This window comes from Paenibacillus sp. 19GGS1-52, from assembly GCF_022369515.1.
Taxonomy (GTDB): Bacteria; Bacillota; Bacilli; order Paenibacillales; family Paenibacillaceae; genus Paenibacillus_AQ.
The window spans coordinates 568069-591313 of record NZ_CP059724.1; the positions used below are offsets into that span (position 1 = coordinate 568069).

The 23245-nt window shown below is 49.2% G+C and carries 21 protein-coding genes; 14 read left to right on the forward strand and 7 right to left on the reverse strand.

Annotated elements, in window-relative coordinates:
• Positions 1 to 15: 15 nt before the first annotated feature.
• Complete coding sequence (locus tag H1230_RS02660; RefSeq protein ID WP_239714108.1) at positions 16 to 888, reverse strand: LysR family transcriptional regulator; 873 nt, start codon at positions 886 to 888, stop codon at positions 16 to 18.
• Positions 889 to 984: 96 nt separating this feature from the next.
• Between H1230_RS02660 and H1230_RS02665 the strand changes: the two genes are divergently transcribed.
• Together H1230_RS02665 and H1230_RS02670 are read left to right on the forward strand one after the other, a co-directional pair.
• Entirely contained in the window at positions 985 to 1872 is an 888-nt protein-coding gene (locus tag H1230_RS02665) for a DMT family transporter (RefSeq protein WP_239714109.1), read from the forward strand.
• Positions 1873 to 1961: 89 nt separating this feature from the next.
• Positions 1962 to 2564: a flavin reductase family protein gene (locus tag H1230_RS02670; RefSeq protein ID WP_239714110.1), complete on the forward strand. Its 603-nt coding sequence runs from the start codon at positions 1962 to 1964 to the stop codon at positions 2562 to 2564.
• A gap of 135 nt (positions 2565 to 2699) precedes the next feature.
• Here H1230_RS02670 and H1230_RS02675 read toward each other — a convergent pair whose 3' ends face one another.
• Complete coding sequence (locus H1230_RS02675) at positions 2700 to 3824, reverse strand: FUSC family protein (RefSeq protein WP_239714111.1); 1125 nt, start codon at positions 3822 to 3824, stop codon at positions 2700 to 2702.
• 312 nt (positions 3825 to 4136) lie between these two features.
• On the opposite strand from H1230_RS02675, the gene H1230_RS02680 reads away from it, so the two are divergent.
• The 4 genes from H1230_RS02680 to H1230_RS02695 are packed head-to-tail and all read left to right on the forward strand — an operon-like array spanning position 4137 to position 7924.
• Entirely contained in the window at positions 4137 to 5243 is a 1107-nt protein-coding gene (locus H1230_RS02680; RefSeq protein ID WP_239717042.1) for an ABC transporter ATP-binding protein, read from the forward strand.
• The gene (locus tag H1230_RS02685) at positions 5233 to 6039 is read left to right on the forward strand and encodes an ABC transporter permease (protein WP_239714112.1); all 807 of its coding nucleotides are present in this window, start codon (positions 5233 to 5235) and stop codon (positions 6037 to 6039) included. Before H1230_RS02680 ends, H1230_RS02685 begins: the two co-directional genes overlap by 11 nt.
• Positions 6036 to 6857, forward strand: a complete 822-nt coding sequence (locus H1230_RS02690) for an ABC transporter permease (protein ID WP_239714113.1) — start codon at positions 6036 to 6038, stop codon at positions 6855 to 6857. The genes H1230_RS02685 and H1230_RS02690 overlap by 4 nt, the downstream gene beginning before the upstream one ends.
• Complete coding sequence (locus tag H1230_RS02695; RefSeq protein ID WP_239714114.1) at positions 6854 to 7924, forward strand: ABC transporter substrate-binding protein; 1071 nt, start codon at positions 6854 to 6856, stop codon at positions 7922 to 7924. The genes H1230_RS02690 and H1230_RS02695 overlap by 4 nt, the downstream gene beginning before the upstream one ends.
• Before the next feature lie 403 nt (positions 7925 to 8327).
• Here the strand turns inward: H1230_RS02695 and H1230_RS02700 are convergent, their stop codons facing one another.
• The 4 genes from H1230_RS02700 to H1230_RS02715 all read right to left on the reverse strand — a co-directional run bounded on the left by H1230_RS02700 (position 8328) and on the right by H1230_RS02715 (position 11653).
• Complete coding sequence (locus H1230_RS02700) at positions 8328 to 8999, reverse strand: DUF559 domain-containing protein (protein WP_239717044.1); 672 nt, start codon at positions 8997 to 8999, stop codon at positions 8328 to 8330.
• A 125-nt stretch (positions 9000 to 9124) separates the two neighbouring features.
• Positions 9125 to 9949 (reverse strand): class I SAM-dependent methyltransferase, encoded by an 825-nt coding sequence (locus H1230_RS02705; protein ID WP_239714115.1) that lies wholly within the window; start codon positions 9947 to 9949, stop codon positions 9125 to 9127.
• A 157-nt stretch (positions 9950 to 10106) separates the two neighbouring features.
• On the reverse strand, positions 10107 to 10946 hold the full coding sequence (locus tag H1230_RS02710; RefSeq protein ID WP_239717046.1) for a 1,4-dihydroxy-6-naphtoate synthase: 840 nt from the start codon (positions 10944 to 10946) through the stop codon (positions 10107 to 10109).
• 11 nt (positions 10947 to 10957) lie between these two features.
• Complete coding sequence (locus H1230_RS02715; RefSeq protein ID WP_239714116.1) at positions 10958 to 11653, reverse strand: futalosine hydrolase; 696 nt, start codon at positions 11651 to 11653, stop codon at positions 10958 to 10960.
• A 1109-nt stretch (positions 11654 to 12762) separates the two neighbouring features.
• On the opposite strand from H1230_RS02715, the gene H1230_RS02720 reads away from it, so the two are divergent.
• The 4 genes from H1230_RS02720 to H1230_RS02735 all read left to right on the forward strand — a co-directional run bounded on the left by H1230_RS02720 (position 12763) and on the right by H1230_RS02735 (position 15596).
• Positions 12763 to 13233 (forward strand): MarR family winged helix-turn-helix transcriptional regulator, encoded by a 471-nt coding sequence (locus H1230_RS02720; protein ID WP_275591237.1) that lies wholly within the window; start codon positions 12763 to 12765, stop codon positions 13231 to 13233.
• Between the two features lie 297 nt (positions 13234 to 13530).
• Positions 13531 to 13932, forward strand: coding sequence for a DoxX family protein (locus H1230_RS02725; RefSeq protein WP_239714117.1), 402 nt, complete (start codon positions 13531 to 13533; stop codon positions 13930 to 13932).
• Positions 13933 to 14046: 114 nt separating this feature from the next.
• On the forward strand, positions 14047 to 14997 hold the full coding sequence (locus H1230_RS02730; protein ID WP_239714118.1) for a ring-cleaving dioxygenase: 951 nt from the start codon (positions 14047 to 14049) through the stop codon (positions 14995 to 14997).
• A complete protein-coding gene (locus H1230_RS02735) occupies positions 14994 to 15596 on the forward strand; it encodes an alpha/beta hydrolase (RefSeq protein WP_239714119.1) in 603 nt (200 codons plus the stop codon). The genes H1230_RS02730 and H1230_RS02735 overlap by 4 nt, the downstream gene beginning before the upstream one ends.
• 143 nt (positions 15597 to 15739) lie before the next feature.
• Here H1230_RS02735 and H1230_RS02740 read toward each other — a convergent pair whose 3' ends face one another.
• Positions 15740 to 17572: a glycosyltransferase family 39 protein gene (locus H1230_RS02740; protein WP_239714120.1), complete on the reverse strand. Its 1833-nt coding sequence runs from the start codon at positions 17570 to 17572 to the stop codon at positions 15740 to 15742.
• 208 nt (positions 17573 to 17780) lie between these two features.
• On the opposite strand from H1230_RS02740, the gene H1230_RS02745 reads away from it, so the two are divergent.
• The 4 genes from H1230_RS02745 (at position 17781) to mprF (ending at position 23224) form a co-directional block, all read left to right on the forward strand.
• Positions 17781 to 19007, forward strand: coding sequence for a multidrug effflux MFS transporter (locus H1230_RS02745; protein ID WP_239717051.1), 1227 nt, complete (start codon positions 17781 to 17783; stop codon positions 19005 to 19007).
• Position 19008: 1 nt separating this feature from the next.
• Positions 19009 to 19902, forward strand: a complete 894-nt coding sequence (locus H1230_RS02750) for a DMT family transporter (protein WP_239714121.1) — start codon at positions 19009 to 19011, stop codon at positions 19900 to 19902.
• A gap of 124 nt (positions 19903 to 20026) precedes the next feature.
• Positions 20027 to 20374, forward strand: a complete 348-nt coding sequence (locus H1230_RS02755; RefSeq protein ID WP_239714122.1) for a FlxA-like family protein — start codon at positions 20027 to 20029, stop codon at positions 20372 to 20374.
• Positions 20375 to 20572: 198 nt separating this feature from the next.
• Positions 20573 to 23224, forward strand: coding sequence for a bifunctional lysylphosphatidylglycerol flippase/synthetase MprF (mprF, locus tag H1230_RS02760; RefSeq protein ID WP_239714123.1), 2652 nt, complete (start codon positions 20573 to 20575; stop codon positions 23222 to 23224).
• Positions 23225 to 23245: the final 21 nt, after the last annotated feature.

Below are 23245 nucleotides of genomic sequence, written 5' to 3' on the forward strand. Positions count from 1 at the left end.
TTTTAAAATAGGGTTCTACTTATTGGTGAACAGCTGCAATGCGGTCTCTATGAACAACTTAACAGCAATCGACGACTCGGCCAGTGAATTTACCGCGAGATGGATATCTCTATAGGCTTCAGGCTCCAGCTCCCGGACCACTACATTAGGGGGCAAGGATAACAATGACAGCTCAGACATCACACCAACAGCCAAGCCCTCCTGGATCATATTAAGCGCTGTAGCGTAATTATTAACCACATATTTCACACTCAGAATGCTGCCGGCTCGGTTGAATAAATCCACAACTGGCGTTTCATAGCCTGCCCTGCAGAGCAGCATCGGTTCATTCGCCAAATCCTGTACACAGACGACAGAGTGGTGCTGCAAGGGGTGATCGTCTCTTATTACCGCATAAAGCTTCTCTTTATATAAGGGAACAGTTTCGAATTCCCCATGCGGGGGAATGATTAAGCCAATATCAATCATGCGGGATTCCAGCCATTCCTTGACCTCGGAGATGGAGCCTTCATGCAATTGGATCTCAATATGCGGATATCTCCCGGCAATCGCGCTGATAATTTTCGGGAAAAAATGAGCGGATGCTGCTGGAAACGCACCAATCCGGATCAGCCCCTGCTCAAGGCCTTTCTCCGCGCAGATCTCCTGATGAACCTTATCGAAGCCCATGAGAATTTCCCGAAAAACAATAAGGATGCGCTTGCCGATATCAGTCAGTATCAGGCCATTGCGACGATCACGCAGCAGCAGCTTCACCTCAAGCTCGGATTCGAGGGAGAGAATAGCCCGACTGACTGCGGGCTGGGTCATATTCAATTCCTGGCCGGCTTTGGTGAAGCTGCCGCTCTCAGCAATTTTGACAAACAAGCGGATTTGATTGTTGTTCATATCAGAAATGGTATGCCCCTTATGAATATAATTCATTTTATTTATGAGTACATTTATTGTATCATTTGAAATGAATCATAGACAAGGAGTGAACACATGTCTCAGCGACAGAAATCCGTTATGCTTCTTATCTTCTTGGTAGTAGTATGGGGCATTAACTGGCCTCTTTCCAAAATTGCTCTGGACTACTCTCCGCCCTTGTTATTTGCAGGAATCCGTACGGTTATTGGCGGTCTCATTTTAATCCTGATCGCACTGCCGAAGCTACAAGCGCTTCGCTTGAAGGAGCTTTGGCCGATTTATCTTACCTCAGCAGTATTAAGTATTGTTTTCTATTATGGTTTTCAGACTATTGGTTTGCAATATGTGCCTGCAGGGCTGTTCTCGTCGATCGTATTTCTGCAGCCTGTGCTGCTTGGTATCTTCTCTTGGCTCTGGCTGGGGGAAAGTATGTACGGGCTCAAAATGACCGGTCTGCTGCTAGGTTTCCTCGGGGTAGCCTCACTCAGTATCGGAGGCATTACCGGCAGCATCTCACTCTCCGGGATTATACTAGCTCTGGCTAGTGCCTTGAGTTGGGCTTTAGGTACGATCTATCTGAAAAAGAACGCAGCAAGAGTGGATATGTTATGGATGACAGCGATGCAGATTACAATCGGTGGGGTAATCCTGCTAATCTTCGGCTCGGCTACAGAGCAATGGACGGATATTACCTGGAATTCTTCATTTGTATTAAACACGCTGTTTATTGCCATTTTCGTTATTGCTTTGGGTTGGCTGGTTTACTTTAAACTGATTAATGAAGGGGAAGCCGGTAAGGTAGGCTCGTTCACTTTTTTGATCCCATTGATTTCCATAGGTGCAAGCGTAGTATTATTAAATGAACAGATCACCTGGAATCTTGTGCTTGGCCTACTGCTGATAGTCAGCAGTATTATTATGGTAAATGTGAGAATAGGACGGACTGCCAAGCAGTCTGTATAAGTTGAACTAAAAACATTCACCGCAGTTGCGATTAAAGCCGATTTAGGAGAATCTTAAGTTTATATAGTTATTAAAAAGGGGGAGCTTCCATGTTTATTCGCACGGACGAGCAAACAGTACATGACAACTACAAGCTGCTAATCGGCAGCATTGTGCCAAGACCGATAGCTTTTGTAACTTCACTAAATGAAGAGGGGGTGGTCAATGCCGCTCCGTTCAGTTTTTTTAATATAGTGAATGATGATCCAGCGATGGTTATGTTCTCTTGTGTGCGGAAGCCAAATGGAGAAATGAAGGATACTGCCCGGAATATTATGGCCAGCAAGGAGTTTATTGTCCATATCGTGGACGAGGATAATGTCGCCGCTATTAACCATACCTCCATTAATGCGCCTAGCGGAATTAGTGAAATTGAACTTGCCGGACTAACTACAACTCCCGGAGAAGCGGTAAAGGTTCCGCGGGTTCTGGAATGCAAAATAGCCATGGAGTGCCGCTTGGCACAGCACGTGGAATTAGGTCACTGCGATATGATTATTGGTGAGGTCATTGGCTTCTATATTGATGAGGAGCTATATGAGAATGGCCGCATCGATATTGGCAAGCTGAAGCCGGTAAGTCGTCTGGCGGGTGCTTCCTATGCTGCGATTGGACGAATCTTTGATATGGACAGACCGCAGTTCAAAGCTTGAAGGAGTCGGACGCTTGATGGTGAAGGCCAATAACTATTTATTGGCAAGATAAAAGACGCTCCCAAGCTATAGATTGGGAGCGTCTTTTGGTTGAAATATAAGAATTTATAAGTTTCACACGATAAAGTCTTCTTCTTACTTCTCTGAGAATCGGGTGCGCCGAGCGAACCCCTTTCTTCTTGTGAAACGTAAGGTGCGTGCGGCTTCAGCCTTAGCTTTTGCTTGCTGCGGTGCGGCCGAAAGTGCAGCGAAATCAGCCTGTTCAACCTCTTCAAGCACGCGGTTCAAGTGAGAGAAGACGGCGCCCAGGTCGCGGATGACACTCAGCGAGCATTGTCCTTGCAGCTCTGAGAAGCAGGCCAGCTGCAGGTCACGGGCACGGTGCAGACATTCTGGCAGGGAACGTTGGCATTCAGCGTCAGACAAGGTTTTGGTACCGAAAAGGGCAATACAATCAGCGGTAGCCTCTACGACCTCAGCCATCCAATCCGTAGCGGCATAACGCGCCGGCAGAAGCTGAAGCTCTGTGGCGATTTCCTTGACATAGGAATGGATCACCTTTAGATGTGTCGTGGCATGTGTCAAGCGGTGTAGCTCACCACGATACTGGTAATGGGACACGGTATAATGCATTTCTTTCTGTTGTTGGCCGCTGCGCGCCAGTCGTTCTCCCGAGCGTTCCAAGATTGCGGAAGCCTGAGCGAACCCACGTCCGCCAGGCACCAAGCCGCTTAAAGCATCGGCCAGCAGCAGACTTCCTTCGAATGCCAGTCCTTTGATCTTGACGAATCCTTTAGGAGGTACAATAATCATATTAATAATGAGGGCAATTGCTACACCGATTAAGGTCTCAGCCACTCTCCACAGTACATAATTATCTTGATAAAAGGTAAGAGCCAGCACAGAAGTCACACCAATCTGCGAGACAGCTTGCATATTTAGACGGCAAGCTGTGGCGATCCCGATTCCGATCAGCAGGATCAGCAGAATGGATAGCCCCCCTACATGGAGAAACTGGCCCACGACCAGGCTGACGGTACCGCCGAGAATGATGCCAAGCAGTCGGTAAACCCCTTTTTCCAGTGAAGCTTTAACGCTCCCTTGGGTGATGAGAATGGCCGCAAGGGGTGCGAAGTATAAAAAGCGGTCGCCATAAAGGCTGTGTACCGCCACCCATGAGAGAGAGGCAGCTAGTGTAACCCGTATCATATAAAGTGAGAATCCATATTTTTCAAGGCGGTCTTGTAACCCCTCGTTCATAACTTTCATCTTCTTTCACAAAAATAAGAAAACACCATCTACTTTCATTCATTTTCATTATAGCACTGCAAATCATGTTGTAAGGACTGAAGTTTTTACGAAGTTGTTAAGTTTCCGGGTTCATTTTAACAATGTAAACTATGGCATAAAAGGGTCTCATCCTATATGCTATAAGTATTGAAGTGTGTCGAATGAAGGAAGCAATTGTCGCTTATCAGCGCTCTGTATGCTCTTGTTCGATTGTTCCCCGCTAGAAACGGGTAAAATAGTTAGTACTACATAAGGTAAGGGAGGTCGTTAGCTATAACTACCCTGGAAGGCACTATTATTTCATTTGACGAAGTTATCAAGCAATATGACGATGAAGAGGCCGTATTAAAAGGAGTCAGTTTCGAGATTGAGCGTGGAAAATTTTATACGCTGCTAGGCCCATCCGGCTGCGGAAAAACGACTATACTGCGTCTGATCGCTGGATTCGCCGAGCCGACTGCCGGCTCTATTTATCTAAACGGTAAAGTCATTAACCACATTCCCGCCAACGAGCGGCAGGTCAATACGGTGTTTCAGGATTATGCGTTGTTTCCGCATCTGAACGTATTCGAGAATGTGGCTTTCGGCCTGCGCATTAAGAAACTTAAGAAGGATGTTATCACGCAAAAGGTGCAGGAAGCGCTGCGCTTTGTTAACCTTGTCGGTTACGAGCAGCGTGGTGTAAGCGAAATGTCCGGTGGACAGCGGCAGCGCGTCGCGATTGCCCGGGCTATCGTCAACGAGCCGCAGGTGCTGCTGCTCGATGAGCCTTTGTCTGCGCTTGATCTGAAGCTGCGCACGGAGATGCAGTATATTTTGCGGGAAATGCAGCAGCGTCTGGGAATTACGTTTATCTTCGTAACTCATGATCAGGAAGAGGCTTTGGCTATGTCGGACTGGATCTTTGTCATGAATGAAGGCCGGATTGAGCAAAGCGGTACACCAAACGATATTTATGATGAGCCCATTAACCGGTTCGTAGCGGATTTCATTGGGGAGTCCAACATTGTACCAGGCGTAATGATTGAAGATTATGTGGTAGAGTGGGGCGGCCACCGTTTTGAATGCGTCGATGCCGGACTTAAAGCTAATGAAGCGGTGGAGGTTGTGATCCGGCCGGAGGATTTGGAGATTGCCACACTTGAGCAGGGCAAACTGAAGGTGCGTGTGGATTCCCAGTTGTTCCGGGGCGTGCATTACGAGATCTGCTGCTATGATGAATCCGGGCATGAATGGCTGGTTCATTCCACACGGAAAGCAACGGTAGGCAGTGAAATTGGTCTCTATTTTGATCCGGAAGCCATTCATGTCATGCGTTTTGGCGAAACGGAGGAAGAGTTCGACAGACGTCTGGAAGCTTACGGCGAGGTGGAGAGTCATGAAGAATAAGGGCCGGTCGTATTATCTCATCCCTTATTATTTATGGATCGCCTTGTTTGTAATTGCGCCGGTGCTGCTCATTATCTATTATTCTCTATTTGATCTGGATGGGCATCTTACCATAGACAATTACGTAAACTTCTTCACACCCGTCTATCTCAAAATGACGCTTAACTCGTTTTGGTATGCGTTTCTGATCACGGCGTTCTCCTTGCTGATCGCTTATCCGGCAGCTTATTTGCTAACAAGAACCAAGCACAAGCAGCTATGGCTGCTGCTGATTATTTTGCCTACATGGATTAATCTGCTGCTGAAGACATATGCATTCATTGGGATCTTCGGCAAATTCGGACCGGTTAATAATTTTTTTGACCTGCTCGGGCTTGGGGAACAACAGATTCTGTTCACGGGCTTCAGCTTTGTATTTGTATCGGTCTATATCTTTATCCCATTCATGATTCTGCCGATTTATAGCGCACTCGAAGAACTTAATTTGTCGTTGCTCGATGCCGCGCGCGATCTGGGCGCTTCCGGTTGGACAACGTTTCGGCGAGTGATTGTGCCCCTGACGATCTCGGGGGTGCGTTCGGGGTGTATGGCGGTATTCATACCGGCACTTTCTCTGTTTATGATCACCCGCCTCATCGCGGGCAGCCAGGTAATTACGCTTGGCACCGCCATTGAGCAACACTTTCTGGTCACACAGGATTGGGGCATGGGCTCCACGGTTGCGGTATTCCTGATTGCCATTATGGCGTTGTTCATGATTGTTACTGGCGGCTCGCGGAAAGGGGTGCAGAAATGAGAAATAAAAATGGATTCTCCAATCTGTATCTGGTTCTGGTATTTGCCGTTCTCTATGCGCCTATCTTCTATTTAATGTACTATTCGTTCAACAGCGGTGGGACCATGCATGAATTCGAAGGCTTTACACTGGATTATTATCGTGAGGTGATTCAGGATACGCGGCTGATTATTATCGTAATAAATACGCTAGTGATCGCACTGTTGTCTTCTGCTATAGCAACCTTGATTGCCATTGTCGGAGCGCTGGCCATTCAACGTACCCGTAGCCGACGGGCCAAAAATAGTCTGCTGTCGCTAAACAACGTGTTAATCGTCAGTCCGGATGTCATTATTGGGGCATCCTTCCTGATTCTGTTCACTATTGTCGGCATCAAGCTTGGATTCGTATCTGTACTGCTCTCGCATGTGGCATTTAGCGTGCCGATTGCAGTACTGATGATTCTGCCGCATTTGCAGGATATGAGTCCAACATTAACCGACGCTGCACATGATCTTGGGGCCAGTCGTCGCGATGTGTTGACCAAAGTCATCCTGCCGATTATTAAGCCAGGGATATTTAGTGGGTTCTTTATGGCACTAACCTATTCACTGGACGACTTTGCGGTTACGTTCTTCGTGACAGGCAACGGCTATTCGACCTTGTCGGTGGAGATTTATTCCCGAGCGCGGCAAGGGGTTTCCTTATCAATCAACGCACTCTCGACGATGATCTTTCTGTTTACGATTCTGCTGGTTGTCGGTTATTACTTTCTGACACGTCGGAAACATCGCCCCCGCATCGCAGAGCCTGTCGCTGAATTGGGGGTGCCAAGATGAAACAACTGGTAAATACTTTTCTGGCGATCTTAGTCGTGGCCTTTGCCTTGATGTATCTGGGGTCATGGATGAACTCCAATGAGGGTTATTCGGGAAGCAATACACTGACTATCTATAATTGGGGCGATTATATCGAGCCTGAGCTACTGAAGGAATTCGAGGCAGAGACCGGCATCACGGTCATCTACCAGACCTTTGATTCCAATGAAGCGATGCTGACCAAAGTAGAGCAGGGTGGAACGACATTTGATGTCGTCATCCCTTCCGACTATGCTATCGCCAAGATGAGAGAAGAGAAGCTCTTGCTGCCGCTGGACCATAGCAAGCTTCCAAATCTGGTCAATATAGATCCACGGTTCATGGACCTTTCGTTCGATCCCGGTAACGAGTATTCGGTACCTTATTTCTGGGGAACGGTAGGTATTATCTATAACCCTGAAATGACCAAGGGGATGAACTTCGACAGCTGGGATTCTCTATGGGACAGCAGGCTGAAGAATAATATCCTGCTGGTTGATGGCGCGCGTGAGGTGATGGGCATGGCACTGAACAGCCTGCATTATTCAGTGAATGACCAGAATGAAGCTCATCTGCAGGCAGCACTTACCAAGCTGAATAAGCTGTCTCCTAACGTGAAGGCAATCGTCGGCGATGAGATCAAAATGCTGCTGGCTAACGAAGAAGCCGCTGTAGGTATTGTCTGGTCGGGTGATGCCGCCGAAATCATGGATGAGAATGACAAGCTGGATTATATCGTGCCCCAGGAAGGCTCGAACAAGTGGTTCGACAATATGGTCATTCCACGCACGGCAGCTAATGTAGATGGGGCGCATCAGTTCATTAACTTTATGCTCCGTCCGGACGTAGCCGCGAAAAATGCCGAATATGTCGGTTATTCTACGCCTAACGTCCCTGCGCTGAAACTGCTGCCAGCAGAGGTCTCCGAGGACACACGCTTCTATCCGCCTGCTACGCTTACAGATCGGCTTGAAGTTTACGACAATCTCGGGAAACGGATGCTTGCCCATTACAATGAGCTGTTCCTAAAGTTCAAGATGAATAAATAATGAGTGTCTGAGTCAAAAAGCGTCTAATTTGCGGGCTTCCGCAGTTGGGCGCTTTTGTTCTGTTCTGCTATTCACCCTGCCACACTATCATCTCAATTCCCGAATACTGGCGCGTCGGACATCGAGCACCGCGAATACTGTGAACGCATCGAACGCCGACGCCGGACCCCGAACGCCGAACGCCGTCAGATTCGCTTTGCTGGGATTATTGACTTTGAATTTAACATGAATTTCTGCTGTTAATTGTGTTGGTTTGGGCTGAGTGACAGGATTAACAGCATTTTGTGCCTCTAAATCGACGTTAAACAGAGTAATCAGCTATTATGGGTAGAATTAGCGGCATTAAATGCCTGTATATGCTCGAAAATCGTGGAAACGAGCGAAATAGAGGCACTAATTGATGCTAATCAAAATAGTCGAATACTCCACGTGCTAACTCGTAGCGGACGATTCTTTTCTGATTGCCACGATAGGAGGGTAACAGCCAACCTTTATCACACATTTTGTGTAGCAGTTGGACTGCGGTTCTATGATGAACCTCAAAATGCAACTCGACATCCTTAGGGCGAAGCGGGTGGGCTAGTCCAAGGGCTAGACGGATGACTTCTTTCTCCTTCAATAGCAAGGGCAATACCGGCACTTGTGAGGTTTGATATTTGCTCAAAACCATGCGCAGCAAGGTGATACAGAGGTCGGGGTGTTGTTCGACATCATCGTAAGCAAAGGAAATGACCTGATATCCCATGGCGTATAGAAAAGTTTCACGATTTAATTCATTGCAATATTTCTGCCGATCCATGTCACGTACGTGCGTGGCAAAGCCTTTTATTTCAATTAAAATCTTAATGTGTCCAGGCAACCAGGCGAAATCAGCGAAATATGATCTGCCTCGCCAATCAGCAACTTCGTATTCGGGATGAAGATCTTCAAAGTCCCCTCGGAGCGGCCACCAAACATTGCGTAGAAACAGTACCTCAGCGTGTCGATGTCCTCTTTCCAGCCGACCCAGCCGCTCACCACTCCTCTTAGCAAGGTGTTTTTCGATGAATTCACTATGTACTTCTTCAAATACCAAATCACTCACCCTCTTCCCCAAAAATAGAAAACGCCCCGACTCTCCTCACTAGAGGAAAATCGGGACGTTCTTCGTCTCATAATTGCCAGTATAGGATAAAATAGAGGCTATGACTAGCCTTGAAATTATTTTATTCCGAGTCTCATTCGATAACTAATCAGAACCTGCAAGGTCCGTCCCTGAAAATATTGCCCCACCGCAGTTGTGAAAGCGGCGATATCCTGAACCAGGCTAGACGGGTCGAGCTTTAGTACAGTTTGTATTCCCCCTTGGCTGAGGGTCAGACCGACATAACGTTCCGCATTACAGGACTCGGTATTGTGGAATACAATTTCTCTGGCGAAGGAGAAGGCTTGACTGGCTTTGATCTGGGTCAGATGTTTCTCTTTGTCCCATTTATGCGCTCTCTCCGTTTCGGGCAGCAGGACAGCTAGAAGTTCATCAGCTTTGCCAATCAGTCGATTGTATTGATCTTCTATATCTTGCTGGAGCACCAGCGGCCAGTCGCAATCATAGGCGGCAAAGACTCCGCCTGGCCGCAAGCAGCGTGCTATTTCCTGCAGTGTACTTACCGGCTCCATCCAATGAAAAGACTGCGAGCAGGTTATAATGTCTACACTTTCGGATACGAGTGGAAGCTGATTGGAATAGCCCTGTACAAAAGATAAAGAAGCAGCAGCCTGTGGATCTTGGCTTAGCTTCTCAAGTGCTTTTCCCAGCATGTCCGTGTTGGGCTCTATACCGATTACAGAGTCGGCAGCCTCCTTCCACAAAAAGGTGGATAGGCCAGTTCCACAGCCAATATCGGCAACACGCGAAGGTCTGCCTCCCAAGTAATTCGTCAGCACTTCTATAACAAGTGCTGGAGCCGTGGGGCGGTAGCGGTCATAGTCATTTTGAAATCCCAAGAAGCGGTCGATGTTCTGCTTTCTGTTTCCTTGTGGCAGCATATTATCCTCCTTTATTCTTCATACAAACCGAAAATAGAATTCATCCTTATATAGTATGAGATATATGCAGTGGAATAAGTAAAAATCCCCAGGGCCCTTTAATAAGGCAGCCTGGGAACTTTTTGAAGGTGAGGGGGTGGGAAAATTGCTTATCTATCTATCGCAGCAGCGCGGGATCAACGGCAGGGACTAATCCAACTGCAGCCGCACGATCCAGCAGAGCTGATATAGCTGCATAGCCGTCCTCGCCCAAATTCATGGAGAAATCATTCACATAAAGATCAATATGTGATTTGGCTACTTCAGGCTCAAGCTCCTGTGCATGGCTCAGGACATACTCTCTGGATTCCAGTGGATGGTCCCAAGCGTATTGCAGAGAGCTGCGAATCCAGCCGGTAATGGCTTCTGTATCGAGATCGCGGCGGGCGATAATAGCGCCAAGCGGTATCGGCAGTCCGGTATCACTCTCCCACCAACTGCCAAGGTCGGTTAGCATGTGTAGTCCATAGGAATGGTAGGTGAAGCGGGCTTCATGGATCACTAGTCCAGCATCGATATGACCGTCCCGTACGGCAGGCATGATCTCATCAAAGGGCATAACGACGATTTCGCCGATGCCACCCGGCACATGCTGGGCGGCCCAGAGCCGGAATAGCAGATAAGCGGTAGAACGTTCACTTGGTACCGCAATCCTGCGTCCAGTTAGTCCTGCTGGACGTTTCACAGATGTTGGTCCGCCAGCGGTCAGCAGCAGAGGGCCACAGCCTCGACCTAGCGCACCGCCGCACGGGAGCAATTTATAGCGATCAAGCACCCAGGGTAGGGCGGCGTAGGAGATTTTGAGCACCTCCGGTCCGACACCCTCAGCAGCGAGGTTATTCGTAATATCAATGTCGGCATAGGTTACATTAAGCTTGGGAGCATTAGGTACAAGACTATGCACCAAAGCGTGGAAGACGAAAGTATCATTAGGGCAAGGCGAGAAAGCGATATTCAGCTCAGTTGTCATTACAGCACCTCCAGTAATATTGCGGCGGCAGCCTCTAAGGCTTCCAAGGCTTCGCCGATCTTCCAAGCTGCGCGGTCGCGTGGTCCGACCGCATTCGAGATCGCGCGGAGCTCCAGCACCGGGAGCCCCAGCGCCATGGCGGCCACGGCTACTCCGTGGCCTTCCATCGCTTCAGCCGCCGCGCCTGGGTGGCGCGCGGCGAGTGCGGCGGCCGTCTCCGCTGTGCCGGTCGCCGTCGAGACGGTCAGCACGGGGCCCGTGCTGACGTTAAGTCCGGCCGCTGCCAGCGCGGCCGTTACCGCCTGCACCGTGCCGGAGTCAGCCGGCACGGACACGCTGCCGAAGCCGAGCTCGGCAGCGGAGCGGAAGCCCTCCGGCGTCTCCGCCCCGAGGTCGGCGGCAATCATCTCGCTGGCTACGACCAGCGAGCCTACGGGTGCCACTCCCGGGAATCCGCCGCCGATCCCGGCGCTGATGACGCAGCCGTAGGCGCCGGCTGCCAGTGCAGCGGCGGTACCCGCCGCTGCTGCGGCTGTGCCAGCGCCAGCCGCCACAACATGGAACCTGCCGCTGCCCTGAAGGCCGCGCAGGACCGCGTCCCGCTCGGCGGCGACCGCAGTCACGATCAGCACTCGCGGCGCCGCGGCTTGTTCCTCCAAAGCTTCGCCGGTGGAGGTATAATGGAATGCTCTCATCGTCCAACCTCCTTCTATCGTATAGAGACGTGCTTCTAGCTGAAAGCTTTCCCCATAGTGAGGACATGCCGACGTGAAGAAATAACAGTTAGCTACTTTCATTGCAGAAAGTACAGTAGAATCCTCCAATTTGACCTGAAAGAACAATTCTGTTGTATTTCATACATTAGATTCTTGCAAATAATGTGTATAAGAGCGATTCTGATTCATTCTACTGTAAGAAATACATTAGAATCATAATTCCTGCTCTTTTGGGTATATTCTACTGTACAAAATACATTAGAATGGGGGCTCAATCGCAAAATGGGGCTCAATCGCAAAATCAGGGATTGACCCAGCGGACCTCAGAAAAGATAAAGTGGCTTATTGAGCTTAAAGAGAGCACAAGACAGGACCGGACTGAGAAGCCGCTATTTGCTCGAAATCAGGCGATTTGGGAGTTTGGCGGACTCGAGGGACGCTATTGCCCCAATTTCTTCCCAAAAGATTCTGTTTCTAATTCAATAGCGTATTCTGAGTCCGCTTCCTATCCCGTAATCCCTTTCGAAAGTGAAATAGCGGATCTACAGTCCGCCTGGGTTGATCTGCAACTATTCAGGCTTTGTATATTTGCCTCGGTATTCGTTCGCTCGAATGCTTCAAACACTAATATTGGTTTTGAGCCAGAAAGGCAGTAGCTCCTTAAGCAATAGCTCCCTGATCACAGCAGCAGCTCCCTGATCTAAGCAGCAGCTCCCTGATCACAGCAGTAGCTACCTAATCACAGCAGTAGCTCCCTGATCTGAGCACTAGCTCTCTGATCTGAGCTGTAGCTCCCTGATCTAAGCAGCAGCTCCCTGATCACAGCAGTAGCTACCTAATCACAGCAGTAGCTCCCTGATCACAGCAGCAGCATTCTTTTCCTAGCTCCCTCAGCAGATCTCCCTAGTAAATGAAGACGCTTGCGAAACCAGTATCGCAAGGAAAAGAATACGCCGTTTTGGAGGTCAGGTCAATTCACGCTTTTTTTTGCAGAAGCTGTTGACAAAGATAGCATTATAGATTATATTTATCTTAACTTAAAGATACTTAACTTAAAGACAAATGGAAGTGGAGCGGAGGTGTGAATGATGAGCGAATTCAAGGAGACATTAAATAAGGCTGGCAGTCCTGCTGATGAGGATAAAGCAGCATCACTGAAATTGTTCGTTGTGTTATCCAAGGCCTACAAGAGCCTGATGGATCACGCGGTTAAGGATATGAAGAGCCACGGATTAGCCTCCGCTGAGTTCATGGTGCTTGAGGTGTTATATCATAGAACGCGTATTCCACTGCAGCAGATTGGCGAGAAGATCCTCGTTACCAGCGGAAGTATTACGTACAATATTGATAAGTTGGAGAGTAAGGGACTGCTGAAGCGTGTACCATGCAGCGATGATCGGCGCGTGACTTATGCAGAGATTACTGAAGCGGGCCGTGCGCTTTTTGATGAAATATTTCCCCAACACGTATCTTCCATCCATAATCTGATGGGCGGGCTGAACAACGATGAGAAGAATCAGGCCATAGAATTGCTGAAGAAACTTGGCAAAGGCGTGTAGAATCGCTAAGTTTGTAAGTTTAAGTGCACAATGGTATTTTAAAAGTATCGAACAGTAACGTATCTATCGTATCAGATGGTTGTCTATTCAATTTATCGGTGTTCCAAATAGTAGCTAACGTGTATCTATAACTTATCGGAATTCATCTCGACAGTATCCAACCAGCACAGAGTAATTTGTAGTTTGTTACTACAGGCTTCTCGCCAAGTACAATAAACTCTGAAGGAAACATAAATTTTTTTACCTAATATCTTAACCTTAAGATAATTAAATCGAAGAGAATGGAGAGTGTTTAAAATGGTTAGTGTAGCATTGTTGTTGTTAAGAGTGGTTATCGGGGTTGCGTTCGTAGGGCATGGGGCACAAAAGCTGTTCGGTTGGTTTGGTGGATATGGTCCAAAAGGGACCGGCGGATATATGGAGTCGATTGGCATGAAACCCGGAGTCGCTATGGCGGTGCTGGCCGGACTGATGGAGTTGGTTGGAGGAATCCTATTTGTAGCGGGTCTGTTTACTCCGGTGGCAGCCGTACTGATTATAGCTACTATGCTTGGAGCAATTATCAAGGTTCATGCACCTAATGGCTTCTGGTCTACATCTAACGGCATTGAATTTCCGCTGACTGTGCTGGTGATTGCACTTGCTGTAGCGCTGGCGGGTCCAGGTTCGATTTCACTCGACGCACTGTTTTTTAACTAAGAAGAAACGACTATGTCGTCCTTTTTAGGAGACAGAAGTTTCTCGTAAAAATATAAGGAGGATTAATAAGGTACAACATATAAATTCTTTTATTTAAGAAAGGGGATTATACTAATGACATTACAAACTTCAGGAATACATCATATTACGGCCTTTGTTGGAGATGCACAGCGCAACGCGGACTTCTATGCAGGGATTCTTGGGCTACGTTTGGTCAAAAAAACGATTAACTTCGACGCTCCAGAGGTCTACCATCTGTATTTTGGTAATGAACAGGGTGCGCCAGGCACGATTATTACCTTCTTCCCTTGGTCCACTGGGCGCAAAGGCAGAATTGGCGGCGGGCAGGTTGGCGTAACCACATACGCGGTACCGGTGGGCTCATTGGACTTCTGGGAGCAGCGGCTTGCTACGTACCGGATACCCGTTACCGAAGTAAGCAGAATCTCGGAATCCTATCTTTCCTTCGCCGATTATGACGGCTTGCGGATAGAACTGGTGGAACGTGAGGAAGGTGCTCCTAGCACGTGGTCCTTCGCCGGAGTACCTGTAGAGCACGCGATCAAAGGTTTCGGTGGCGCGGTTCTCTACAGCACGGACCCGCTGAAAACAGCGGATACTCTTGGTCATACACTGGGCATGGAGCGTATCGCTGAGGGCGACGGGTATATACGGTACAGATCAACTGGAGATATAGGCAATATTATTGACCTAAAGGCTACTCCAGTTCCGCAGGGAGCGGGAGGCACCGGAACGGTACATCATATTGCTTGGCGGGCAATAGATGATGCTGAACAACTGGAGTGGGGCATCCTGGTGCAAAGCCATGGTTATCAGCCTACACCGGTTCAAGACCGCCAGTACTTTAACGCGATCTACTTCCGCGAAGAAGGTGGAATCCTGTTCGAGATCGCTACCGATCCTCCGGGCTTTGCTAATGATGAAGAGCCGGATGCACTGGGTCTGAAGCTGATGCTTCCAGCTTGGTTTGAGCCGCACCGCGCGGCTATCGAAGAGAATCTCAGTCCTTTTCAAATTCGTGAAATTGAGGTGAAGCAGGGATGATCCATGTATTCCGTAAGGGTACAGACGAAACTAAGCCAATCTTAGTATTATTCCATGGCACTGGCGGCAATGAGAACGACCTGCTGCCGCTGGCTGATCTGTTGTCGCCTGAATCCTCCGTGTTAGGCATCCGGGGGAATGTGCTGGAGAACGGGATGCCCCGTTTCTTCCGGCGGTTAGCTGAAGGTGTATTCGATGAACCGGATCTGATCTTCCGCACACATGAGATCAAGCAGTTTCTAGATGAGGCAGCGGCACAATACGGCTTTGACGCTACTAAGCTAGTTGCCGTCGGCTACTCCAATGGCGCGAACATTGCCGGCAGCCTGCTGTTTCATTATAAGGATATCTTCCACGCTTCTATTCTGTTGCATCCGATGGTGCCACTGCGAAATGTGGAGATTCCTTCTCTTAAAGGCCACGCCATCTTCATCGGAGCAGGTAAGAATGATCCGATTATTGCCACTGCGGAAACCCAGGAACTAGAGACCCTATTGCAGGGTGCCGGTGCTGAGGTGACTACACACTGGGGCAATCAGGGCCACCGCCTGAGCGCTGAAGAAGCTGAGGCGGCCAGAGTTTGGCTGCAGCGCGCTTAAGTTGAATGTATAGCACGATGCCCCCTAAGGCAGGCACTTTGTTCAAAGTGTCCGCCTTAGGGGGCATTTTTGTGCAGTGGTAGCAGTAGGTTTGTACTGTCGGATGACAGTCGTTTCTTCTTCCGTTTCTCGTTTCTACTTATTTAGCTGGCGACGGCTGTAGCCGCAGGTAGCTGCGTTCCAGCAAGCTCTTTTTTGCGCGAGAGATCCCACATGATCTTTACCAACAGTACGCACATCGCGAGATTTAGCAGAGAAGCGGCAAACATTGTGAAATTGTAGGCACTTCCACGGCTGAGAGTGCCGTAATAGACGGCATAGGTATTGAGAAAAATCGTTGTACTGAACCCGAATACCAACCATAGTAGGCGTTTATCTCGCCAATAGGTGTAGGCCAGCAAGGCAAGTGCAGCGGCTGGGAATAAATAGCGTTCATGCATGCTGGACGATAGTGTGAAGACACCGGCAATCTGCAGCAGAGCTCCAAGAGCGGCTATGGCCGCATTTTTGCTCCGCAGGTACATCCATCCGGTAAATAACGTAGTCAGTACGATAAATATCATCCCCCAGGTATGGTAGCTGAAGAAGGCCAACATGGAGGAGGATTCGGTATAATTGTCTCCCAGCAAGGCAAATAGATTATAGGCATTAACTGAGGCAAAAGGATATTCATTGACCGTACCCGTATAGAGGTTATACAGCCATAATGGACTCTGCCCGGAAGAGAAGGGCAGGACGACGATCAGGAGGGTCACTATGCCTGCGCCCGCTGCTTTAAGCCACGATTTGAGCGATCCCGAGCGCACTAGCGCGAAGAACAGAACAGGCACATAGATGATTCCTTGCGGCTTCATGAGAACAGACAAGGTCAGCACAGCGGTTGCCCAGCCATATTTGCGTTGACAGAGCAGCCATATGGCCGAAACTACGATCAGCGTGAAGAAGGAATCAACCTGTCCCCAGAAGGTCGCATTGATGAGCACAGCCGGATTAAACATGTAAAAAGCAGCAATGAGCAAGCCCGTCTCGAACGAGAAGTATCGGCGTGCCGCCTTGTAGAGCAAATAAGCGGTTGCCGTATCGGCGAGAATGGAGGGCAGTTTGATCAGTGGCATAAAATAGGGAGCTGCCGCCGGTAGCGTGACGATTTTGCCGGTCAGATAAAGAACATACATATAGAGAGGCGGATAATCGCTTGTGCTGTTCAGATAAAAGCCATTCAGGCTATCCGCAGCCTGCGTTGCCCAGGTCTTGAAGAAATTGATGTCGCTCTGATACCCGCTGATCCATGGAGCTGCGGCTATTTTCAGACAGAGTCCGATAGCGAGAAGCAGACCGACAAGCACTGTTTTGCGATACTCTTTAATCTGAAACTTGCCGCGCAGGGTATAGTAGAAGGCTGCGATAAATAATACGGCAAAAACAACGGCATACCAGGCCAGCGGTGTTCCGTAATCCCTGCTTGCTGAGGCGCTGCCAAAGCTATTGCCACCCATGCCACCACCCATGCCACCGCCGCCCATCTGTCCACCGCCGGATGGACGGGTGAAGCCTGCGCCGCTGCTATCCGTGGTGCCTTGACCACGAGCAGGACGTCCACCGCTACTGTCGGAAGCAGACGTACCGTCCTGCGCTGCGCCGGATGGCGTGGTGCCACCAACTGCGGAAGACGTGCCGTCCTGTGATACTCCGGGTGACTTAGAGGCGCTGCCAGCCGCATCAGGAATTGTTGTGCTTCCGTTCTGTCCTGCGGTTCCCTGTGTCGCGGCTTTGCTGTCTGCACCGGGGGCAGCCATACCGGCAACTCCACTCTCTCGCTGGTTAAAGCCTCCGCCGCTATTTCCCCATTGAGTATCGAGAGTGGCAGAGGTATTCGTTGTATCAACATTCGCTAAGGAGTAGATGCTTAATCCAAGCGAGAGCAGCAGGGCCAAGCCAAGTATGATTTTGAGTTTGTGATTGTTGATAAAAGACAATGGATGCACTCCTCTCTTACATATGATTTTATTATGAACAGCCCACCTGAAGATACACTGAAGAGGTAGGGAAGAGAGTTGTTCATAAAGAAAAAGAGCATACAGTCCTCCACAAAAGCATTGAAAATTCCAGTTCCTTTCAGGTAGTATGAAGAATACAAAAAAAGCCCCAAGGGTTGCAACAGAAAGGTTGACATAAACTACAGTGATTAACAAACTTAGCAATAATAATATTCTTGCCGCTACGGGTCCAACACGGAAGCAGAGATTGCAGCTGGCACTTATTCTGGGTGCTATTGCTACGATCGGCCCTCTGTCGATTGACATGTATTTGCCGGCGCTGCCTGCACTTGCCGTGTATTTTGGGACAACGGCTGCTTTTGTGCAGCTTAGCCTGACCCTCTTTTTGCTAGGATTAGCCTCGGGACAGCTGGTGGCGGGACCACTCAGTGATGTATACGGCCGCCGCCGTCCGCTACTGATTGGAATGTTGATTTATGCTATCTCCTCGTTGCTTTGCGCTTTTAGCCCTTCGATCGGACTGCTAGTCGCGTTGCGCTTTATTCAAGGGCTGGCGGGTTCGGTAGGTGTGGTTATCTCGCGCGCTGCCGTCCGTGACTTGTATAGTGGCTCAGAATTAACAAGGTTCTTCTCTCTATTGATGATTGTTAACGGTCTGGGTCCAATCGTGGCGCCAGTCATTGGTGGCCAGTTACTGCGGCTGACTACATGGCAAGGTGTGTTCATCGTATTATGTATTGTTGGAGTTGTCTTTTTCGTGACGATTCTGCTGCGGCTCCCAGAGACACTGCCGAAGGAAAGGCGCTCCAAGAGTGGAATTAAGGGCACTTTGTTAACCTTCCGGATATTGCTCGGCAATCGGAGATTTATGGGATATGCACTCTCCCAAGGTTTTGTTACTGCGGCTATGTTCGCATATATATCCGGTTCTTCCTTTGTACTGCAAAATATTTTTGGTGTCTCACCGCAAATCTACAGCTTGATCTTTGCCATGAATGGACTGGGCATTATATTCTCGGGCCAATTAGCAGGCAGATTGTCTGGAAGACTGGGTGAGGAAAAATTGCTCGTTAGCGGTCTTCTCCTCAGTACACTGGGTGGTATTCTGCTGTTGGTTACCATTCTGGCTGGAGGAGGCCTGCTGCCCATCCTGTTCTGCTTGTTCGCTGTTGTTTCCAGCGTGGGATTAGTTGGAACAACCAGCTTCTCGCTGGCCATGCAGGATCAAGGGGAAACGGCAGGGAGCGCCTCGGCGTTACTAGGACTACTGCCACTACTGCTCGGTGGTTGCGTAGCTCCACTCGTGGGCCTAGGCGGTGGAGAGACAGCGCTGCCGATGGCGATTGTTATCGCGGCGGCAGGAATCTGCTCTATTTTATCCTATAAGCTGCTTGTTAGAGGAGGAAAGTCATAGAATGAGCCGTAAAGATCTCTCAATGCTGCTGCTGCTCGCTCTAGTCTGGGGCGCTTCCTTCTTATTCATGAGAATCGCTTCCCCTGAATTTGGACCGGTCTTTACAACAGAACTTCGGGTCAGCCTGGCTGCGGCTGCGCTGCTTCTCTACGCTAAGATTACCAGACGGCAGCTGGGTCTTTGGCGACACTGGAAGAAATTCCTCATCCTCGGAGGTCTCAATGCTGCATTGCCCTTTACGCTAATCTGCATGGCGGAGCTGAACCTGAGCGCTTCGCTGGCAGCGATTCTGAACGCGACTACACCGATGTTCACAGCCTTGGCTGCATGGGGCACTCTACAGGAAAGACCTGGCTTTGCCAAAACCATCGGTCTTGGCATTGGGTTGTTCGGAGTTGTCGTTCTCGTCGGCTGGAGTCCGGTACCTATGGAGGGCAAAATCCTGCTGTCCGTGTTCTTTTCACTAGGAGCTGCGTTGTCCTATGGATTTGGCGGGCTGTACGCTTCCCGTGCCAGTCAAGGCTTAGAACCGTTGACACTAGCCGTAGGTCAGCAGCTCGGAGCGAGTGTACTGCTGCTGCCGCTGGCCGTTATTTTTGCTCCCCGGCATATGCCGTCCTCTGCTGCAGTTTTTTCCGTAATTGGCCTCTCGCTCATATGTACTTCCATCGCCTATCTGTTGTATTTCCGTCTCATTCGTAATGTAGGCGCCGTGAAGACGGTAAGTGTAACTTTCCTCGTGCCCATCTTCGGCATACTGTGGGGGGCTATTTTCTTAAATGAAAGGATCTATCTGAACACAATCATAGGACTCATTATCATTCTCCTGAGTGTAACGCTCGTTAACCGCAAGACCCGTCCCAAGGGCGGGAATAGAGTGGAACTGGCGGACTAGGGGATGGTGTAAGTGGCTATTTTCCTGCAACTCTTCCCAACATACTTTCAGCAAACTTTCAGCGGGCATTAACGTTCCTTTCCTGCAAAAGGATTATAGTGGAAGTATGAAAGGGGGGTTAATTATGAATGTATCATCAGTAGCAAGTACTACAACTTATACAGCTTCCAGTGCAACCGACACCAGCGCGCTTGAGAAACAAAAGGCAAAGCTGGAATCCGAGTTAGAAAAAGTGAGTTCTAGCAAGGACGATGAGAAGACCAAGGCAGCAAAGACTAAGCAAATTGAGGCACAGATCAAGCAGATCGAAGCACAAATTGCCCAGAAGGCCCAAAATAGTTCATCCTCGGCCAGCAGTACTGGGAAAGCGCCGGAGAAACCTGTGAATAACAATGCCATTGTCGCAGCGAGTGCTCAAGACATAGCTACCGCAACTACGGATAGTGAAGGAAGATTTGATATTCGGGTATAAGCGGGGTTGTAATTAGTATTACATAAAAAGAGGACATCCTTTGCCGTGAGGGGTGTCCTCTTTTTATGTAATAAAATTGCAGGTATAATGGACAAAGCTGGAATTTGTACACTAACCCTCCAAGTAGGCCAGAATAGCTGACGGTGAATTAATTTCGCTATGCGGGATGTGTGCCAGTAGTAAAGGCAGGTATATAACATGCATTCAATGAAACAGTCATTAGAACGATTCAGAATTGTAAGACTAGTCTTATTCATTTACCGGATACGTGCGGTTAGAGCTCTTTTTCCGCTGGCAATAATAGCTCTTGTGTACTGGGAGGGACAGCATGAGCTGAAGCAGATTCATTTGAGTCGTACTGTACATGAACTAAGAAGCGTACCTGCGTCCGCCATTTTGCAGATGATGGGCATCGCGCTGCTGTCGGTGGCAGTAATGAGTGCCTATGACTATTTAATCCGCTTTCATTTTCGTTTAAAAATAGGTCTATGGAGCACCTTCCGCTATGCATGGATTGCGAACACGTTCAATAATCTGATTGGCTTTGCCGGGTTGGCAGGTGTTGGGTTGCGGACACTTCTATATAAGAAGAGTGGTGTGCCAACCTCGGTGCTGACACCAGCTATAGTCTTTCTTTCACCGTTAATGATTACAGGCTTGTCCCTGCTGTCTTGGGGTAATATCTTCGGTATCCTTCCGGCAACGGAGCTTCTGCATGAGCATCACTGGCTGGTGTTTGCCGTATGGGGCATGGCCCTTTATTTACCTGTATTTGTATTTATCCAGCGCTCATCGCTATATGCGAAATGGATTAACGGAGGGCAAGGGAGAACGCCTTGGATTACGGTAGCCGCTTCAGTCAGTGCCTCATTTCTGGAGTGGAGCTTTGCCGGGTTGACGTTCTGGATGATCGGTCACCACCTGCTGGGTGGAGCCGATTTCGTGACGCTTTTCAGCATTTATACAGTGGCCGCGATTGCTGGCATCCTGAGCATGGCGCCCGGTGGAATTGGTGCTTTTGATCTGATTGCGCTGCTGGGACTTACCCAGCTAGGGCATGGAAGTGACCAGGCGATGGCGGTATTGGTCATTTACAGATTGTTCTACTATGTCATTCCATGGCTCATCGGGCTGGTGCTGGCGGCACTGGAGATCGGACTGCAGGGAAAAAAACAGCTGGATCGAAATGCAGCGGGGCTAGAGCCTTCGCTCAATGTGTGGCAAAGAATTTGGGGATGGCCGGAACAGTATTCCTTCCTGAGCGATCTTGGGATGTGGGCGCTCGGCAAGCTGGTACTGGCCAGCGGTCTCATCCTGCTGCTGTCAGCAGCTACACCTGAACTTCTCTACAGGCTTCGTATCACGGAGGAACTGTTGTCGCTGCCCGTGATGAAGCTCTCGCATCTGCTGTCTGTATTGATCGGCTTTATGCTCATTCTTTTATCGCGAGGGATTTCACTGCGGATTCGCAGGGCCTATATATGGACCAGTATTTTGTTGTTCGGCGGAGCTATATTTACGTTCACCAAAGGCTTCGATTACGAAGAGGCTCTGTTCTTGCTCTTAGTAGCCCTGATCTTGTGGATATCGAAAGCCCGTTTCTATCGGATCAGTGCACCAGTCAGCAAGCAAAGCACGGTCTGGTGGTTTGTGCTGTCCTCTGTTATTGCACTCAGCTACTATTTGCTGGGAAACTATGCGCATCGCGGTTTTATGAAGCATCTTCCTCCGGGTGTGCAGCCCGAGTGGCTGCAGCAGCATAGCAATGTTGCTTTTACGGCAGTAGGAGGACTGGTCTTCTCTTGGTTACTGCTCACGATGCTGCTCACCCTCAGACCCCAGCACAAAGTTGAGGAGCTGTTCGGTACTGCGGATATGGAGAGACTGAGGCTTTTCTTGAACGATGTGCCAGGCAATCCCTTGACCCACATGCTGTTTCTGGGTGACAAAAGCTTCTACTGGGCGCAAGGTGGAACAGTACTTTTTGCTTTTGCCAGAGTAAGGGACAAACTTGTCGTACTGAGTGATCCGTTGGGACAGAAGAGCCTGATAAATGAAGGCATTAGTGAGTTTCGACAGACTGCTGACAATTATGGTTTGTCTGTAGTTTTTTATCAGGCTACACCAGCTCTTTTGCCGATCTATCACGAGCAAGGCTACCGTTTCTTTAAACTGGGTGAGGAGGCCTTGGTGCCTTTGGATACTTTTACGCTTAGCGGTAAGAAGTTCAGTGATTTTCGCAGTATAAGCAAGCGTTTTGAGCGGGAGGGCTACCTGTTTGAGGTTTCAGAAGCGCCGCATGCGGAGAGTTTATTGCGCGAGCTGCGTTCGATCTCGGATGAGTGGCTGAACGGACGTACGGAAAAAGGCTACTCGCTCGGCTGGTTTAAGGAAGCCTATCTGCAGTTAGCACAGATAGCGCTGCTGCGCAGCTCTGAGGGTGCAGTGCTGGCTTTTGCCTCCATTGCACCGGGATATGACGAGCGGCTGACCGTCTCCATTGATCTGATGCGCCACCGGAAGGTGACACCAAACGGAACGATGGATTATTTATTTGTTCGTCTTCTAGATTGGGCGAAGTCGGAAGGTTATCACAGATTTAATCTTGGCAATGCCCCGCTGTCCAGTGTGGGTCAGAATTCGGGCGCGCTGCGCGAGGAGAAGCTGGCCCACCTTGTGTATAAACGGGGAGGACATTGGTACGGCTTCTCCGGTCTGCGCAAGTATAAGGAGAAGTTTGCTCCAGACTGGGAGCCGCGTTATTTGGCTTATCCCGCTACGCTAGCGCTGCCGATCCTGACGCTGGATTTGGTAAGACTTGTATCCCGTCATCCGGAGGCGGAGGAATAAGAACTTATAATGCAAGAAGAG